The organism is Psychrobacter sp. KH172YL61, from assembly GCF_007182895.1.
Classification (GTDB): domain Bacteria; phylum Pseudomonadota; class Gammaproteobacteria; order Pseudomonadales; family Moraxellaceae; genus Psychrobacter; species Psychrobacter pacificensis.
Window position 1 is genome coordinate 1,250,606 of record NZ_AP019516.1, and the last position, 16,530, is coordinate 1,267,135.

Below are 16,530 nucleotides of genomic sequence, written 5' to 3' on the forward strand. Positions count from 1 at the left end.
ATCCTTTATTACTGCTAGATAGTTTCATCAATCAGTAATAAGGGTTTGTAGGAAATATTTGTAGACGCTAAGAGTAGGGTATTAAAGAAAATGGATTATAGGATAAACCCATGAAGTTTTTACTAGGAGTACTTTTCACTGTCGTGGTCGCTATTGTTGGTGTCTTTACTGTGGTTATGAGTGGTGTCATTAATATTGGCGCTGATCAAGGACATAGTCCATTGGTTTATAATTTCTTGGAAACCGCTCGCAATCGTTCCATAGCAAATGCCAGTAAAGATATTGTGGTACCAGACTTAGAGAAGGTCGATATCAGCTCTGGGGCGCGGACTATAAGGATATGTGCGCAGGCTGCCATTTGTCTCCTGGGGTAGAGAGCACTGATTTTAGTGAGAGCCTATACCCTAAGCCACCTAATTTCACTAATGCGCAAGTAGTTGATCGTTATAAAACGGATGCAGGAGCTCAGCAAAGTTTTTGGGCGATTAAGCACGGTATTATGGCATCAGGCATGCCAGCATGGGGTGCTTCTCATGACGACGATAGAATGTGGGCAATGGTCGCTTTTATTAGATCACTACCTGAGTTAAATGAGAATCAGTATACCATGCTAACCACTAGACTGGATGATGACATGATGGATATGTCAGAAGGTGGAGCTGGAATGCAGCATTAATTCTTCCATATTCCTTTATAAAAGCGCAGTACTAAATAGAGCTGCCTTTTGGGATTTAAACTTTGCCTATACTACACTTAGTTATAGGGTATAAATCTTTAGAAGGTTCAACAGATAAGCAGACGCTTAGGAGTAAGTTATGAGACGCTATATAAATATAATGGGCAATGGACATAAAAGGTATCAGCTTCTGCTCTTTTACTAGTAGCAACGTCAACAGTAATGGCTTGTAGTCAGCCCGATACTAGTGTTTCAAATTCTACTCAAACTGAGCCAGCGTTTGCCACCAAAAGTGCTCAAATAGAGCAACCACAACCGCAAATGATGTCTGTCAGTGCTAATTCAGGTACTGGGTCGACAATTCTACAAAACGTCTCGGCTACAGTTTACAAAGATGCTAATTGTGGCTGCTGCAAAGAATGGGTAGGCTATGCCGAAGGTCATGGTCTAAGCGCAACTGCGCAAGACGTTACAGATTTATCTTTATTTAAAGAGCGTTACGGTGTCCCGCAGCAAATGCGCTCTTGTCATACCACCGTCACTACTAATGGTTATGTTTTTGAAGGTCACGTTCCTGCCAAATACATGGCACAGTTTCTAATAATCCGCCAACTGATTCCATCGGTCTTGCGGTACCGAGTATGCCAGTTGGTAGTCCGGGCATGGAATATCAAGATAAATTTATGCCCTATAAAGTCATGCAATTGAACAAGGATGGCAGCACTCAAGTGTATGCGGCTATTGAGTCGCCAGCGCAGCAGATGTAGTTCTATTAATAAGTTATCAGATATATAAGTTCAACTCTCATTTCATGGATTAACTTAGGTCAATATTATGAATAAAAACAGATTTAACCGCAGGCGTTTTTGACAGGGTCATCCACCTTGCTCGGCGCGTCGATGCTATCCACACTACCGACGATGGCTAATAGTGCTTTAACTAAAAGCCAAAATGTTGTAGTCAATAGTGATAGAGCCGATCACATTGTACCTATACTAACGGGTAATGAATTTGATCTTTATGTCAGTGAGAAGATGATAACGGTCAACGGCAAGTCAAGCATGGCAACGCTGATAAATGACTCACTGCCTGCACCAACGCTTAAGATGCAAGAAGGCGATACGGTCACCATTCGAGTCCATAATCAGCTGAATGAGTCGACCTCTATTCACTGGCATGGCCTCTTAGTGCCGTTTGAGATGGATGGCGTACCGGGTATCAGCTTTGATGGTATTCCTGCGGGTAGCACCTTCACGTACAAATTTAAACTGACACAGTCAGGCACTTATTGGTATCACTCGCATACTGGCTTCCAAGAGCAGACCGGTATGCGCGGGGCTATTGTGATTGAACCTAAAGGGCGCGAACGCTACCCTATCGAGGAAGATCACGTTATCCTGCTTAGTGATTGGACGCATCGCGATCCGCATAATCTGCTAAAACTGCTTAAGCAGCGTGCTGACTTTGATAATTACCATTTGCCAGATTTTAAAAACTGTTATCTGATATTGCAGCAAAGGATTTAGAAGCCGCTTATGATAAGCGTAAAATGTGGAACCAGATGCGCATGATGCCGACTGATTTTACTGATTTATCTGGTGAGACCACGTTTACTTATCTTATGAATGGTAAAACGACAGCGGCTAACTGGTCGCAATTGGTCAAAGCCGGTCAGCCGGTCAAACTACGCTTTATCAATGGCTCCGCGCAGACCATATTTGATGTGCGCATTCCAGGGCTCAAAATAAAAGTGGTCGGCACCGATGGTAATGATGTCGCGCCCGTTGATGTCGATGATTTTCGCATCGGTGTGGCTGAGACTTATGACGTCATCGTCACCCCAACCCGTGACGCGCATACCATATTTGCCCAAAACATCGATCGCACCGGCTTTGTCGCAACCACGCTTGCCACTAAAAGAGGCGCTCGCGCTGCCATACCTGCTATGGATGATGTTGAGTGGCTAACTATGTCCGATATGATGGGGCTATGGGTGCTAATGGCTATGATTCCCGTCATGCTAAGACCGAATATGACTTTAAGACAGATATGCGCGTCGATAGTCCACGGATGAATCTCGATGATCCGGGTATTAATTTGCGTGATATTAATCGTAAGGTTTTAACTTATAACCAACTGCATTCTGTTGGCAATGAAATAATGGCCGAGCAGCGCAAACCTACCAGAGAGATTGAAATACATCTAACCGGTAATATGGAGCGCTATATCTGGGCGTTAGACGGCATTATGTTTAAGGACGCACCGCCTGTTAATATCAAACCGGGCGAGCGTGTGCGTATTACCTTAGTCAATGACACCATGATGAATCATCCCATGCATCTGCATGGTATGTGGAGCGATTTGCGCGCGCCTGATGGCGATTTTCAAGTTCGCAAACATACGATAATGGTGCAACCAGCTCAAAAATTAGCTTTGATGTCACAGGAGAAGCTGGTCGCTGGGCATGGCATTGCCACTTGCTCTATCATATGGAAGCCGGGATGTTTAGAGAAGTTGCCGTTGTTTAATAAACCTTCGAATATGAGCCTTATTATGAAAATATATAAAGTAGGTCTACCGTTTATTGGCATGTCATCTTTGATGCTACTAATGTCACCTTTAGCAAACGCTGCTGAGATGTCGAACATGGATCATGGCAGTATGGACATGTCTGGTATGGATATGTCAGATATGGATCACAGCAGCATGGATATGTCGGGCAATATGTCAGATATGGACCATAGTGGCATGGATATGTCAGGCGATATGTCGGATATGGATCATAGTGGTATGGATATGTCAGGCGATATGTCGGATATGGATCACAGTGGTATGGATATGTCAGGTGACATGTCAGATATGGATCATAGTGGCATGGATATGTCAGGTATGGATCATAGCAGTATGAATATGGATATGTCTGGAATGCAAGGCGGCGAACCACCTCCTAATGCTCGTAGTCCCGACTACTCAAATGGTGTTGACTATGGACAGTATGGTAAGCCTGTGATGATGGATAGCTTACCGTTATGGGGTGTGTCAGTAGAAACTTTGGGCTATCAGTTTGAGAATGACCAAATCGATTTTGAGTTTGATACGTGGTACGGTACTGATAGTAATCGTGTCACTCTACGCAGTGAGGGTAGTGCTCAAACTAACGATGATAAAGAAATCGATAGTCTGACCTCGCTCGCTTACTGGAAGCCTCTCGGTATCTATTGGAACGGAGAAGCAGGTGTCGCTTATAATACTGAAAACGATAAGTCCGCAATCATGGCTGGCATTGTCGGTACAGCGCCGTACTTTGTTGAGACTGACGCAAGAGCCTACGTATATACTGATGGACAAGTCCAGCTTGATCTTGGTACAGCGTACGAGTGGCGCTTAGCTCAGCGTTGGGTGGTCAGACCAGAAGTGCAGTTGACTGCTTTCAGTAAAGATGATACTGACAACGGTATTACTAAAGGTTTTAATGAGCTTGAAACTGAAGTTCGGTTAGCTTATGAAACCCTAAGTCGTCAATTATCACCCTACGTTGGTTTTAGTTATGCATCAGCCTTAGGGGATGCACGAGACTTACGCCGCCAAGAAAACGTAGCCGTTGATTCTAATAGTCTGACTGCTGGTGTGATGTTTTGGTTCTAGTGTTAACCATGTAAGTAACAACAGTTTATAACACTAGCTCTAAAAAAAGGCACCTCTTTATTTAGGTGCCTTTTACTAAATTAAGGACAAGAATATGAATAACCATATGGATAATAAACAGAAGCAAATGAACCCTTATGTAAAGTTCACAATCATGATTTTAACATCGACAGTGGTGATGTTTATCATGATGTATTTTAACACCTATCAGTGGGATCACGTTTATTTTAGCGAAACCAGAGCTTATATGGCGTTATATATGGGCGCTATGATGGCAATTATCATGCTCGCCTTTATGACTAATATGTATAAAAAAACCAAGATAAACTTGATGGTTTATGGGGTTAGCGTAGTTTTATTTGCCTTTGGTCTTTGGGGCGTTAGATCACAACAAACGGTCGATCAAGTGGATTGGATGCAGGCGATGATACCGCATCACTCGATTGCTATTTTGACCAGTTCGCGTGCTGATATCGAAGATCCACGTGTACGTCAGCTTGCTGATGACATTATCGAAGCACAAAAGCGTGAAATCGGTGAGATGCAAGCACTTATTGATGAGTTGGAATAATATATTATGATACCAATAAGTAAGCTCTTCTTTAAAAACTATTTACTATATCGCGTCTTTTAATTCTAACTATACCTACTCCTTACTTCAAAAATAACCTGTAAAACTGAAGTTCTACGAAGAAATAAATTAAGGTCGAATAAGTATGAAGCAAGATAGAACGACTCGCTATCAGAAGGATAGTTTGACATTATCAGGAACAGTTATGCTAGGTACCGGTGTCATGATCGGTGCTGGTATTTTCGCTCTGACCGGTCAGATGGCTCAGATGACGGGTTCGCTTTTCCCACTTGCTTTTCTAGCCGCCGCAATCGTTGTTTCTTTTAGTGCCTATTCTTATATCAAAATCTCTAACGCTTACCCGTCGGCTGGCGGTGTTGCAATGTACCTGCATCAGGCATACGGAGATCGTTTACCGACTGGATTTAATGCCATGCTGATGTATTTCTCCATGGTTATAGCGCAGAGCTTTTTGGCCCGGACGTTCGGGTCATACACTATGCAGTTATTCGGTGGCGATGACAGCGGTCGCATGGTATCCATCCTTGGCGCCGCGCTTATTCTTGCTGCGTTCTTTATCAATTTACTTGGTAATCGTTGGATTCAGGGGTTGCATCGGTTATCGGTATTATAAAAATTGTCGGTATTCTTATATTCGGGTTGGTTGGTATCTGGCTAGCTGATAGCTTTGCAGTTGATTCTTCTACATTAGATGACACTAATACTGTTGGTGACTTTCTTGGCGCAACGGCGCTAGGCATACTGGCATTTAAAGGCTTTACCACGATTACCAACAGTGGCTCGGAAGTAAAAAATCCTCATCGCAACGTCGGCCGTGCCATTGTAATATCAATCGCAATATGCGTAGTTATTTACACTCTAGTCGGTTTCGCGGTGTCTAGTAATCTATCTCTTGCCGAAATCATCGAAACTAAAGATTACTCCCAGCCGCCGCACCAGCACTTGGCGACTATGGTCTATGGTTCACAGTTGCAATCGCAATGGTAGCTACCGCTGGCGGCCTCCTTGCTAGCATCTTCGCAGTCTCTCGTATGCTTGCTATGTTGACTGAGATGAAGCTGGTGCCTCATCGTCATTTGGGAATGCCGGGAAGCGTTCAAAAACATACGTTGGTCTATACTGTGGTGTTGGGTTTAGCTTTTACGACGTTATTTGACTTATCACGAATTGCAGCGCTTGGCATTGTTTTCTATCTAATTATGGATATCGCCATTCATTGGGGTGTTTTGCGATACCTTCGTCAGGGATATAAAGGCGGTGATGTGGGTGCCTATAGTGGCCATACTTCTTGACCTGTTGGTTCTCGGCGGTTTTGTCTGGATTAAACTAAACTCAGATCCATTCGTACTTGGCGTAGCAGTCGTCACTATTGTAGTGATTGCTGTGGCTGAGCAGGTTTACCTGAAATCTTCAGCGAGGAAAAAAGCTATCGAAAAGATACGCTTGCAGACCATCATTGACAGTAACATCAAAGAGTTTACAGAAAAATTGTTTGGTTAAAAATTGCATAGATTTAAGCGTCTGCTTACTATCTTCAAGAATTGATTTCATGCAATACGATATTCATAAAGACAACAGGGAAAGTAAGCTATGAATGAGTCATTTAATCACGCTGGAACTTGGGGTCTCGCACTAATTGTTATTGTTCTGATTTCTTGGTTCTTTTACCGTTATTTCGCACCAAAGAACTGGCGTGAATGGGCGGGTGCTGGTGTAGTTCAGGCTTTCATTATTGCACTTTACGCAGAAATGTATGGCTTTCCGCTCACTATATATTTATTAGTACGGTTTTTGGTTTGGACAGCCAATATGTCAGCGCTAGCTTATGGTCGACCCTTGTTGGTTTAGGTGAGACAGGCATGATGATCTCAATGCTACTCGGCTATGCTATTGCATTTTTAGGAGTCGGTCTTTTGCTCAAGGTTGGCGCCAAGTCCACAAAGCACGAGGGGGAAAATCGTTTAGTAACTGATGGACTCTATGCCTACGTACGTCATCCTCAGTACACCGGGTTGTTTATTGCACTGTTCGGTGAGGGTGTGGTGCATTGGCCAACTCTGTTTTCAATCGGTCTGTTTCCAGTGATTGTGCTTGTATACACATGGTTAGCTCGACGTGAGGAACGGCATATGTTTGAAGAGTTTGGTAAAGACTACCTTGCTTACAAACAGCAAGTGCCAATGTTTATTCCTCAATGGGGTCAATGGCGTCAACTTGCCGCCGCCGCACGAGTTAAAAAGTAATATCAATACAGGATAAAGCTTTAATTCATACAAATCCTTAGAGTTAGCATGGTTAGATACGATTGGTTATGTTGAGCTTGAACCACATCATACAATAGTGAGGATTACTAAGATGGTCAAATCAAACTTAACAACAAGTACTTTAAGGATTGCCCCTGTTGGCAATAGTGTATCGTTGTTTCTACTTATTAGTTATCTATTATGCATAGGGTTTGGTTTACTCGCACCCGAACAGATAGCGATGCACGAAGCTTGGGCACCTCTACTACCCTGGCTTTGAGTGGTTAACATGGACAGGTTTTCTAATTGGACTTGTAGAATCATATCTTTACGGTTGGTATTTCGCCATCTTGTTCGTGCCACTATATCGTTGGTTCGCCAAAGTGCGCTAAAGATATTGATATATTAACAGTCAGTAAACCTCTTCGGTTCGAGTAAAAATTAATTGAAGAGTTGGAGTGATCACAGTTTAGACTGAGGAGAAATCATAATGAATGGGTCAATGCATGGCATGATGAACGGCTCAATGATGTATGGCATGGGCTGGGTTATGATGCTTATCTGTTTGTTATTCACCCTACTATTTTTCGCAGTACTAGTACTAACAATCATGGCACTGCTCAAGTATTTGCGTGATAAAAACTAAATTCCAATTGAAAAGTATAGAAATTATTTTTTAGAGGTTTTTAGATTAATGACTAGGGCGTGTTGAACATTCGACCATGGCACTGACAGCGACTATTTTTAGGCGATTCGATGTTAAAAATAATAAGTTTCGTCATTCTAAGCGCTTATTTTTAACGATGAAGCGGCAAAAAAGAGTCCTGTCCCCGTTTTTATCGTTGGGGCTGATGCTAAAATTGCCCCATACTGCGTTACAAATCTCGCTAAGGCATCTGCATTATCGTCGCTTTGTGCCTTGTCTGGAACAATTTTAGCGATCAGCAGTGCCTATTTGCGAATGTTCAACACGCCCTAGATGAATAGCAATCGAGGATTGATGATAGTGCTTTAAGAGTTGTACTTATTATAAATATTTATTATCTTCAAGGAGTGGTTTTATGAAACATATTGCCGATGAAAAATCTATCAAAGGTGGTCAGTACGATAAAGTACCAGAAAATTATAGTGGTACGGTTTATATCTGCCCGATGCATCCTGAGGTTAGAGATACTGAAAAGAGCGATTGTCCGATATGCGGCATGTTTCTTAAACCTGAAGACGAGGTTGCTGAATCCAACAACCATGAAGATAGTCATGCGCATTGTCATGGAGCGGATGCTAATAATAGTAATGAGGTAAATTCTGTCGAAGGCAATAAGTACGACAAGATACCGGAAAATTATAGCGGTACGGTCTATATTTGTCCTATGCATCCAGAAGTAAGAGATGTTGAAAAAGTGACTGCCCAATATGTGGCATGTTTCTTAAACCTGAAGACGAAGTTGCTAAAGATGATAGTCACGCTAGCTGTCATGGAAAGGATACTGATAGTAGCGGAGTAAAATCTGTTAAAGGCGGTAAATACGATAAAGTACCTGCTGATTACGATGGCACGGTATATACCTGTCCTATGCATCCTGAAGTGAGAGACGTTAGAAATAGCGGTTGTCCGATATGTGGTATGGCGCTTGAGCCCGAAACGCTTACTATCGGTGAAGAGGACACCTCAGAGCTTGACGACATGACTCGTCGTTTTTGGATATGTACCGTGTTGACTGTACCGCTATTAATATATGTGATGAGCGGTATGTTTGGAGTTGACTTTAGTCAGTATGGTATACCTTCACAGGTTTTACAATGGGCTGAGTTAGTGCTCGCGACCCCTGTAGTGCTTTGGGGCGCCGCCCCGTTTTTCGTTCGTGGCTGGCAGTCTATAAAAGCCGCAATCTAAATATGTTTACTTTGATTGCGATAGGCGTAGGCGCTGCTTATATTTTTAGTATTGTCGCGACCTTTTTCCCGATATTTTCCCAGACAGTTTCAGAGATGCCTCTGGTCAAGTCGGAGTCTACTATGAAGCAGCAGCGGTCATTGTAACCTTGGTGCTACTGGGTCAAGTATTAGAGCTCAAAGCCAGAAGCCAAACTTCAGGTGCGATTAGAGCTTTGCTTGAGCTCGCACCACCAACCGCAAGACGTGTCGATGAAAACGGTGAAGAAGTCGAAGTCTCGCTTGATGAGGTCGTCACTGGCGATAAGCTACGGGTTAAACCAGGTGAGAAACTACCCGTAGATGGTACAGTGATCGATGGTAATAGTAGTGTTGATGAATCAATGGTGACGGGTGAGCCAATCCCTGTATCAAAAGTAGCAGGAGATACAGTGACTGGTGGTACGGTAAATGGCACCGGAACGCTATTAGTCGAAGCGGTCAATGTTGGAGCAGATTCAGTATTATCTAAAATTGTACAAATGGTTGCTGAAGCCCAGCGTAGCCGCGCGCCTATCCAGCGCTTGGTAGATCAAGTGGCGGGTTGGTTCGTACCTATTGTTATTGTCAGCTCTATCATAACCTTTATTGTCTGGGCGATATTCGGCCCTGAGCCCGCTATGACCTATGCTTTGGTTAACGCGATTGCGGTACTGATTATTGCTTGTCCTTGTGCCCTTGGTCTAGCGACGCCGATGTCCATTATGGTTGGTACCGGCAAAGGCGCGCAAAACGGCGTCCTCATCAAAAATGCTGAAGCGTTAGAGAGTATGGAAAAAGTCGATACCATTGTCGTCGACAAGACTGGCACATTAACCGCTGGTAAGCCCGAGCTTACCGCAATTGATGCGCAGGTAGGTCAAGATGAAGACGAGTTCCTCGCATTGGTAGCCTCAGTAGAAAGCACTAGCGAGCATCCTTTAGCAGAAGCTATCGTTAGAGCAGCTCAAGAAAGATCACTCATTATTCCTAAAGCTACTGACTTTAATTCGACTACTGGCGAAGGCGTACAAGCCGTGGTCGATGGTAAGAAAGTCGCTATTGGTAACTCTAAGCTTATGGAAAGCCTAAATAGTTTTGATAATGAGCTGTCCACTAAAGCTGATGTCCGTAGAAAAGACGGTGAAACGGTAATGTTTGTGGCTATAGACGGTAAAGCTGCTGGTATTATTTCAGTTGCTGACCCTATTAAACCAAGCACTAAAGAGGCTATTTCACTGCTTCATGACGCAGGTTTAAAAGTTGTGATGCTAACCGGTGACAACGAAAAAACCGCGCAGGCAGTCGCCAATAAACTAGGTATTGATGAAGTTCATGCGGATGTCTCACCAGAGGATAAAAACCGTATCGTCAAAGAAATGCAAGACAGCGGTAAATTGGTCGCTATGGCGGGTGATGGTATCAATGACGCACCAGCGCTAGCGCAAGCTAATGTTGGTATCGCTATGGGAACCGGTACCGATGTGGCGATGGAGAGTGCGGGCATTACCCTGCTAAAGGTGATTTAATGGGCATTGCCAAAGCTTATAAGCTTAGCCGCGCCACCATGCGCAATATCAGACAGAATCTGTTTTTTGCCTTTATCTACAATGCACTTGGTGTTCCTATTGCCGCAGGTGTGCTCTATCCCATATTTGGGCTTCTGCTCAGTCCGATGATAGCAGCGGCAGCGATGAGCTTGTCGTCATTCTCGGTGATTGCTAACGCGCTGCGATTGCGCCGTTTGAAACTATAATTCTGGTACGGTAAAAAGTGTTCTAAAGCACACTGACACATACTGGTCTAAACAAGATCACAAAATATAAGGATACCGTTATGGGCAGCTTTTCTATTACACATTGGCTGATTTTATTGGTCGTAGTGGTGGTCGTATTTGGTACTGCCAAGCTTAAAAATGCAGGTAAAGATTTAGGCGGTGCGGTGAAGGGGTTTTAAAGAAGCGGTCAAAGATGAAGAACCCGAGAATGCTCGCAAAAATCATGTGCTTAGCCATGAAAATAGTACGCCAGCTGCAAGTAATGATTTAAATACGCGTGTAGGTAATCAGGCTGATGATATGGAAATCAGCCCTATTTCCACTGATGACCAGCCTAAAGTATGAAGCGCGCCGCTTATAAATAGCGGCACTAAGTAGTCTATTAATATATGTGACTGTTATGTTTGATATTGGGTTTTCCGAATTACTCTTGTTTGGCGTCATTGCTTTAATCGTATTGGGCCCAGAAAAACTGCCGCAAGCCGCACGTACCGCTGGGCAATGGTATGCCAAACTGCGCCGTACAGTATCCACTCTACAATCTGAAATAGAAGCTGAGCTTGATCTAGCTGAGACACGAAAACAGATGCAAGATGAGCTGGCAAAGATTCGTCAGACTGAGACAGACATGCGGCGTGAGTTAGCCGAGATGCGCGGTAGTATGGATAAGTTTGAAAACTCGCAAAACCAAAGCTTAGATACTTCCTATCAGTCAAACACTCCTCAGCAGCAAAATCATCAGCCAGATACTTCCTCTTCTTCAGCTATAGAGAAGGGGGGATAAATGAGCTTATTTAAGCGCCAAAAAGTCGCCAAAGAAAGTTAGCAAATACAGATGCTAAGGCGTCAGATGCTACCCATAATGTTGAGACTGATAATGTGCTGAATGTGCTGAATGTGCTTAGCGACATGCCTATTACTGAGCATTTGATTGAATTACGCAAGCATCTCATCAAAATATGCGTAGCCGTTTTGATCGTCTTCTTAGCATTGGTAGGGGTTTTCGCGTGAGCTCTACAATCTTTATCAGACCCTCTGGTTGCGCAGCTGCCTGCGAATTCGACTATGATTGCTACTGATATTACCTCGAACTTTATGGCACCTATTCGCTTGACGATTTTCGTTGCTGCCTTTGTAGTGATGCCGTATATTCTGTATCAAATTTGGTCATTTATAGCGCCTGGATTATATAAAAAGAGAAAAAAATCACTATTCCAGTGCTGATATCTTCGATATTCCTATTTTATTCTGGTGTCGCTTTTGCCTACTTTGTGGTACTCAAAGGCGTATTGAAGTTCTTTATTTTATTCGCTCCGCAAAACGTTATACCTATGACCGATATCGACAGTTATTTAAGCTTTGCGCTAAAGTTATTTATGGTATTTGGACTCACTTTTGAGATTCCAGTGGTTACTTTATTATTGATAATGGTCGGTATCATATCCACTCAGAGTCTAGAGAGTAAGCGCCGATATATCATCGTCGGTTGTTTTGCTGTGTCAGCGGTAGTCACACCGCCCGATGGGGTGTCAATGCTATTGCTCGCGATTCCAATGTGGCTACTGTTCGAGTTAGGTTTGTTTTTAGCGAAAGTACTCATTAAAGAAGAGCGTAAAACCGTATAACCTTGCAAAGTAGCTAATTTATAAACTAGATATATTGCAAATTAAGTATCTTGCAAAATGACTATTTCGTAAAGTAACTATAAAAATAACCTTATCTTAAACATTTAAGACACTTTTTTTTATTTTGGCTGTCCCCTAAACCCTATCAGTACATTCAACTTAGTAATGAGATTTAAATGGAATCCCTAATTAATAATAAAAACAAAACGAATGATAATCTGGCAAATCAGCTTAATCAAGAGTGCTATTGCCGTACTTTAGATCGTAAAGCGCTTAATAACAGCCTGCAAGATCAATTAGTAAACACAAGAGATAATCCACTAGGAGCCAATGAGCTTAATAAGCTGTTTTCAGCGACACCGGTGTTCGTCCCTAAGACAGAGATAGAAGCAATGGTGCGAATCATCGCAGCTATTGAGTCGACTGCTAGACTACCGTCATATCAACAGCAAGTACTGTCGTGGGCACCCAATATCGCGGCTTTCGATCCGGGGCCAATAGGGGCCTTTATGGGTTATGACTTTCACTTAGGGAGCGATGACCCCAAGCTTATTGAGATCAATACCAATGCTGGAGGCGCATTTTTAAACGTAGCACTTGCCCGCGCACAAAAACACTGCTGTCGCCCCTCAGAGCAAAGTGTTGCTACTACTAAAATGCTTGATGGGTTTGAAGAAGCGGTCGCTAATATGTTCATACAAGAATGGCAGCGACAATCGGCAACTAGCATGCCCAATCGCATTGCTATTGTGGATAATGAGCCCAAAAGCCAGTTCATGTATTTGGAGTTTCAGCTAGCCTGCCAACTACTTCAAGCTAAAGGCATTGATACCGTTATACTCGATCCGTCTGAGCTTAACTATGCTGATGGTGTACTGACAGCTCATAGCAAGCCCATTGATATGATCTATAATCGGTTAGTCGATTTCGCCTTTGAAAACCTAACCACGCCGTGCTTAAAAGTGCCTATTTAGAGGGTGCGGTAGTAGTAACCCCAATCCGCATGCCCATGCTATATTCGCTAATAAGCGCAACCTGACTTTACTATCCGATACGCAAACTTTGCAGTCGTGGGGACTAGGTGATGATGATGCAGAATATCTAAAAAGTCAGTACCAACTACCAGAATGGTTACAAAGAGGATGCAGCAGAATTATGGCGTACTCGGAGACAATTGTTTTTTAAGCCAGTAGCTGGTTATGGTAGTAAGGGCGTTTACCGTGGCAGCAAGATTACCCGCCGCGTATTCGAGACTATTTTAGATGAAAGCTATATTGCGCAGACCTTTATCCCTGCTACAGAGCGATCAATAAAGATTGATGATGTGGTGACGACTAGAAAGGTAGATATACGTCTTTATACCTATGCAGGACAGCTGCTACTAACTGCTGGGCGTATCTATCAAGGCCAAGCGACTAACTTTCGCACACCAGGGGGTGGCTTTGCGCCTGTTTTTCAAGTCTGAACATAGCATGAACATGTAGCTTTGGCTTCTTAAGTAACGTTTACTAGTTTAATTATTCTGCATACCAACTTATCAATAAAACATCATGCTGAATTGGAAGATGATGATCCAAACCGTTATCCACTACTTCCTGCATTTTGGCATGCCGTTGATTATTGCCTATACTTTTTTTCGTGATGATTACAAACGAGTATATTTGATTCTTTTAGCAACCATGCTGGTAGATTTAGATCACTTGCTAGCAACACCTGTTTTCTTACCTGATCGCTGTAGTATTAATTTTCATCCATTACATACTTACTATGCAATGGCAGTTTATGCGGCTATGCTATTTCTACCAAAGCCCTATAGAATAATTGGTCTAGGATTGTTACTACATATGCTGACTGATTCAAATGACTGCGTAATGACCTATCTGAATAGACTCTAGTGCTTATGCGTAGTCGTTAGCTATAGTGAAAAAATTATACAGGATTAGTTAAAATAAATAGGGTAATCTTCCTTTAATGTCGTTCCTTCCTCAAAAAGGGATAAAAAGTGATTCTGGCAATTATAATGGCAGCGATTCTAATCGCTGTCTGCACAGCAATACATTATGGCGTATTAAAATTCTCGTCACAGTTTGTGACGCCGTCGCGCTCATCTGGGACACTGCCTTGGGGTCGCAGTTGCCTCAATCGTGCTGGCTCATATCCTTGAGGCACTGCTTTATGCGACTGGCTTTTGGGTTGCTGTGCATAACTTTCAGGTTGGTGACCTCGTCTCGTCCTCATCCAACGGCAGTGCCTCCCTTACCTTTATGGACTACTTTTACTTCTCGCTAGTTAACTACACAACGCTTGGGCGAGGTGACCTCATGCCTAACGGACATCTTCGATTTATGACCGCGATGGAGGCCTTCCATGGTTTCCTACTGATTACAATGTCCGGAACCTTTGTGCTGCAGATCATGAATGGTAAAAAACCCCTTGCAAATTAGCTAAAGACTATTTAGCTAAAGACTATCTCGACTATGTGTAGCATAGGGCTGCATAAACCTATGTCAGGATACTAACGTTATTCTGGCATAAGAAAAATAGTTCAAGTTGTTATAAGGAATAAAGCTATGAATCCAAACAATAATAACTACCATCAGGACATTCATCAGTCTGATACTTCTAATAAAACATTAAATACTAATGACAACTGGATTGAGAAAATATGGGCGTGGGCAGATGAGTTTGAGCTCAAGCATTCTGAAATTCCTCGTAATAAAGAATCACTGTTAGCCCTAAAGAAGCTAGAGATCTTAGAGCCTGAACATGATGAGCAACACTCAAAAGACGTCTATAGAATAGCCTATCTACCCGATGAGCTTACCAACCTTACAAATCTAGTAGATATAACTATCAGTGGCATATGTTCAAGTCATTTACTGCCCAATATCGGTAAGCTCACTAATCTAACCAAACTGTCTATTAGTCACTCTAAACTTGTCGCATTACCTGAGAGCATCGGGCAACTGAGTTATCTTACTGAACTCTTTATTGATCAAAGTGAACTCGAAGCGCTACCTGATAGTATTGGACAACTTCATAACCTTACTAAGATGTTCATTGGTCGCTGTCAGATTCAATGTTTACCTGACAGCATTGGACAGCTTACTAAGCTTACGGTACTTGATATAGTTCACTGTGAGATTGAAGAACTGCCTGACAGCATAGGGCAGCTTATTAACCTCGCTAAGCTTTTTATTAGTTATTGCCCGCTCAAGCACTTGCCTGACAGCATAGGGCAACTCAAAAATTTAAATGACCTTGATCTTATTAACTGTGATCTCAAAGACCTACCTAGTAGTATTGGACAGCTTACCAACCTCAACAAGCTTTATATTAATCGTTGTCGTATTAAAGAGTTGCCCGCCAGCGTTGGACAACTGAGCAGTCTTACAGAGCTTTTATTACTCATTGTGAGCTTGAAGAGCTACCTGATAGCATAGGCCAGCTTTTGAGCTTAACTCACCTTGACCTGCTTCACCTTGAACTAACGGAGCTACCCGATAGCTTTGGACACCTCATTAACCTTGCTGAGCTTAATATTATCAACTGTAAACTTAAAGTATTGCCTGATAGCATCGGACAGCTCGTTAACTTAACTAAGCTCAATTTTAATCACTCTAAGCTTGAAGTCCTACCTGATAGCATAGGGCAGCTTATTAGCTTAACTGAGCTTTTTATTAGTCATGGCAAGTTTGACAAGCTACCTGATAGCGTAGGTCAACTTACTAATCTAGAGAAGCTTTATATTAACCATTGTAGCCTCAAAGAGCTGCCTGAAATCATAGGGCAACTTAAGAGTCTGACTGAGTTTTTTATCAGTTATTGTAAATTGGGCAAGCTACCTAATAGTATTGGTGAGCTTAATAATCTTGTTAAGCTTGAGCTTGTTTATTGTAATCTTAGAAACCTGCCAGATAGTTTTACACAGCTGAATAGTTTGAGATGTATCAATCTTACTGGTAATCCTCTTGATAGGCTTTCTCCGAGGGTGAAATGTTATTTACGTTCTATTGATACAGTCTACGGTTGGGATAAACAATCATACTCTTAGCGGTTGT

General features: G+C 42.6%; 20 protein-coding genes and 4 pseudogenes. All 24 read left to right on the forward strand.

The features are described 5' to 3' along the window. Positions 1–110 precede the first annotated feature (110 nt). The 24 genes and pseudogenes from PKHYL_RS06635 to PKHYL_RS06760 all read left to right on the forward strand — a co-directional run bounded on the left by PKHYL_RS06635 (position 111) and on the right by PKHYL_RS06760 (position 16,523). Entirely contained in the window at positions 111–374 is a 264-nt protein-coding gene (locus PKHYL_RS06635) for a hypothetical protein (RefSeq protein ID WP_240366283.1), read from the forward strand. Continuing rightward, positions 359–676: a c-type cytochrome gene (locus PKHYL_RS06640; protein ID WP_240366284.1), complete on the forward strand. Its 318-nt coding sequence runs from the start codon at positions 359–361 to the stop codon at positions 674–676. Before PKHYL_RS06635 ends, PKHYL_RS06640 begins: the two co-directional genes overlap by 16 nt. Before the next feature lie 139 nt (positions 677–815). Further along, positions 816–1,443, forward strand: a pseudogene (locus tag PKHYL_RS18655) (DUF411 domain-containing protein). A 99-nt stretch (positions 1,444–1,542) separates the two neighbouring features. After that, complete coding sequence (locus PKHYL_RS06650) at positions 1,543–2,202, forward strand: multicopper oxidase domain-containing protein (protein ID WP_240366285.1); 660 nt, start codon at positions 1,543–1,545, stop codon at positions 2,200–2,202. Positions 2,203–2,225: 23 nt separating this feature from the next. Further along, positions 2,226–2,750 (forward strand): hypothetical protein, encoded by a 525-nt coding sequence (locus PKHYL_RS06655; protein ID WP_240366286.1) that lies wholly within the window; start codon positions 2,226–2,228, stop codon positions 2,748–2,750. Next, complete coding sequence (locus PKHYL_RS18660) at positions 2,666–4,321, forward strand: copper resistance protein B (protein ID WP_442966129.1); 1,656 nt, start codon at positions 2,666–2,668, stop codon at positions 4,319–4,321. The genes PKHYL_RS06655 and PKHYL_RS18660 overlap by 85 nt, the downstream gene beginning before the upstream one ends. A 94-nt stretch (positions 4,322–4,415) precedes the next feature. Then, complete coding sequence (locus PKHYL_RS06670; RefSeq protein WP_071001778.1) at positions 4,416–4,892, forward strand: DUF305 domain-containing protein; 477 nt, start codon at positions 4,416–4,418, stop codon at positions 4,890–4,892. 145 nt (positions 4,893–5,037) lie between these two features. Continuing rightward, the gene (locus PKHYL_RS17375) at positions 5,038–5,526 is read left to right on the forward strand and encodes an APC family permease (protein WP_269778289.1); all 489 of its coding nucleotides are present in this window, start codon (positions 5,038–5,040) and stop codon (positions 5,524–5,526) included. Between the two features lie 26 nt (positions 5,527–5,552). Continuing rightward, on the forward strand, positions 5,553–5,900 hold the full coding sequence (locus tag PKHYL_RS17380; RefSeq protein WP_269778290.1) for an amino acid permease: 348 nt from the start codon (positions 5,553–5,555) through the stop codon (positions 5,898–5,900). After that, positions 5,894–6,205: a hypothetical protein gene (locus tag PKHYL_RS06680; RefSeq protein ID WP_240366287.1), complete on the forward strand. Its 312-nt coding sequence runs from the start codon at positions 5,894–5,896 to the stop codon at positions 6,203–6,205. The genes PKHYL_RS17380 and PKHYL_RS06680 overlap by 7 nt, the downstream gene beginning before the upstream one ends. Beyond that, on the forward strand, positions 6,189–6,413 hold the full coding sequence (locus PKHYL_RS06685; protein ID WP_240366288.1) for a hypothetical protein: 225 nt from the start codon (positions 6,189–6,191) through the stop codon (positions 6,411–6,413). The genes PKHYL_RS06680 and PKHYL_RS06685 overlap by 17 nt, the downstream gene beginning before the upstream one ends. 90 nt (positions 6,414–6,503) lie before the next feature. Further along, the gene (locus PKHYL_RS06690) at positions 6,504–6,761 is read left to right on the forward strand and encodes a hypothetical protein (RefSeq protein ID WP_240366289.1); all 258 of its coding nucleotides are present in this window, start codon (positions 6,504–6,506) and stop codon (positions 6,759–6,761) included. Positions 6,762–6,772: 11 nt separating this feature from the next. Further along, positions 6,773–7,156: a methyltransferase family protein gene (locus PKHYL_RS06695; RefSeq protein ID WP_240366290.1), complete on the forward strand. Its 384-nt coding sequence runs from the start codon at positions 6,773–6,775 to the stop codon at positions 7,154–7,156. Positions 7,157–7,646: 490 nt separating this feature from the next. Continuing rightward, positions 7,647–7,802 carry a hypothetical protein gene (locus PKHYL_RS06700; RefSeq protein ID WP_156770962.1) on the forward strand — a complete coding sequence of 52 codons (156 nt, stop codon included), beginning with the start codon at positions 7,647–7,649 and terminating at the stop codon, positions 7,800–7,802. A gap of 415 nt (positions 7,803–8,217) precedes the next feature. Then, positions 8,218–10,823: pseudogene (locus PKHYL_RS18665) on the forward strand (copper-transporting P-type ATPase). Between the two features lie 80 nt (positions 10,824–10,903). Next, positions 10,904–11,189, forward strand: a pseudogene (gene tatA, locus PKHYL_RS06725) (Sec-independent protein translocase subunit TatA). 55 nt (positions 11,190–11,244) lie between these two features. After that, positions 11,245–11,628 (forward strand): Sec-independent protein translocase protein TatB, encoded by a 384-nt coding sequence (tatB, locus tag PKHYL_RS06730; RefSeq protein WP_240366294.1) that lies wholly within the window; start codon positions 11,245–11,247, stop codon positions 11,626–11,628. Further along, positions 11,629–12,469 (forward strand): annotated as a pseudogene (gene tatC / locus PKHYL_RS06735) (twin-arginine translocase subunit TatC). Positions 12,470–12,645: 176 nt separating this feature from the next. Beyond that, positions 12,646–13,443, forward strand: a complete 798-nt coding sequence (locus PKHYL_RS06740; protein WP_240366295.1) for a hypothetical protein — start codon at positions 12,646–12,648, stop codon at positions 13,441–13,443. A gap of 200 nt (positions 13,444–13,643) precedes the next feature. Next, positions 13,644–13,934 carry a hypothetical protein gene (locus PKHYL_RS06745; RefSeq protein WP_240366296.1) on the forward strand — a complete coding sequence of 97 codons (291 nt, stop codon included), beginning with the start codon at positions 13,644–13,646 and terminating at the stop codon, positions 13,932–13,934. A gap of 142 nt (positions 13,935–14,076) precedes the next feature. Continuing rightward, complete coding sequence (locus PKHYL_RS06750; RefSeq protein ID WP_226949476.1) at positions 14,077–14,364, forward strand: DUF6122 family protein; 288 nt, start codon at positions 14,077–14,079, stop codon at positions 14,362–14,364. 369 nt (positions 14,365–14,733) lie between these two features. Continuing rightward, the gene (locus PKHYL_RS18670; RefSeq protein ID WP_442966148.1) at positions 14,734–14,913 is read left to right on the forward strand and encodes an ion channel; all 180 of its coding nucleotides are present in this window, start codon (positions 14,734–14,736) and stop codon (positions 14,911–14,913) included. A gap of 126 nt (positions 14,914–15,039) precedes the next feature. Beyond that, a complete protein-coding gene (locus tag PKHYL_RS06755) occupies positions 15,040–15,912 on the forward strand; it encodes a leucine-rich repeat domain-containing protein (protein WP_240366297.1) in 873 nt (290 codons plus the stop codon). 8 nt (positions 15,913–15,920) lie between these two features. Then, the gene (locus PKHYL_RS06760; protein WP_240366298.1) at positions 15,921–16,523 is read left to right on the forward strand and encodes a leucine-rich repeat domain-containing protein; all 603 of its coding nucleotides are present in this window, start codon (positions 15,921–15,923) and stop codon (positions 16,521–16,523) included. Positions 16,524–16,530 lie beyond the last annotated feature (7 nt).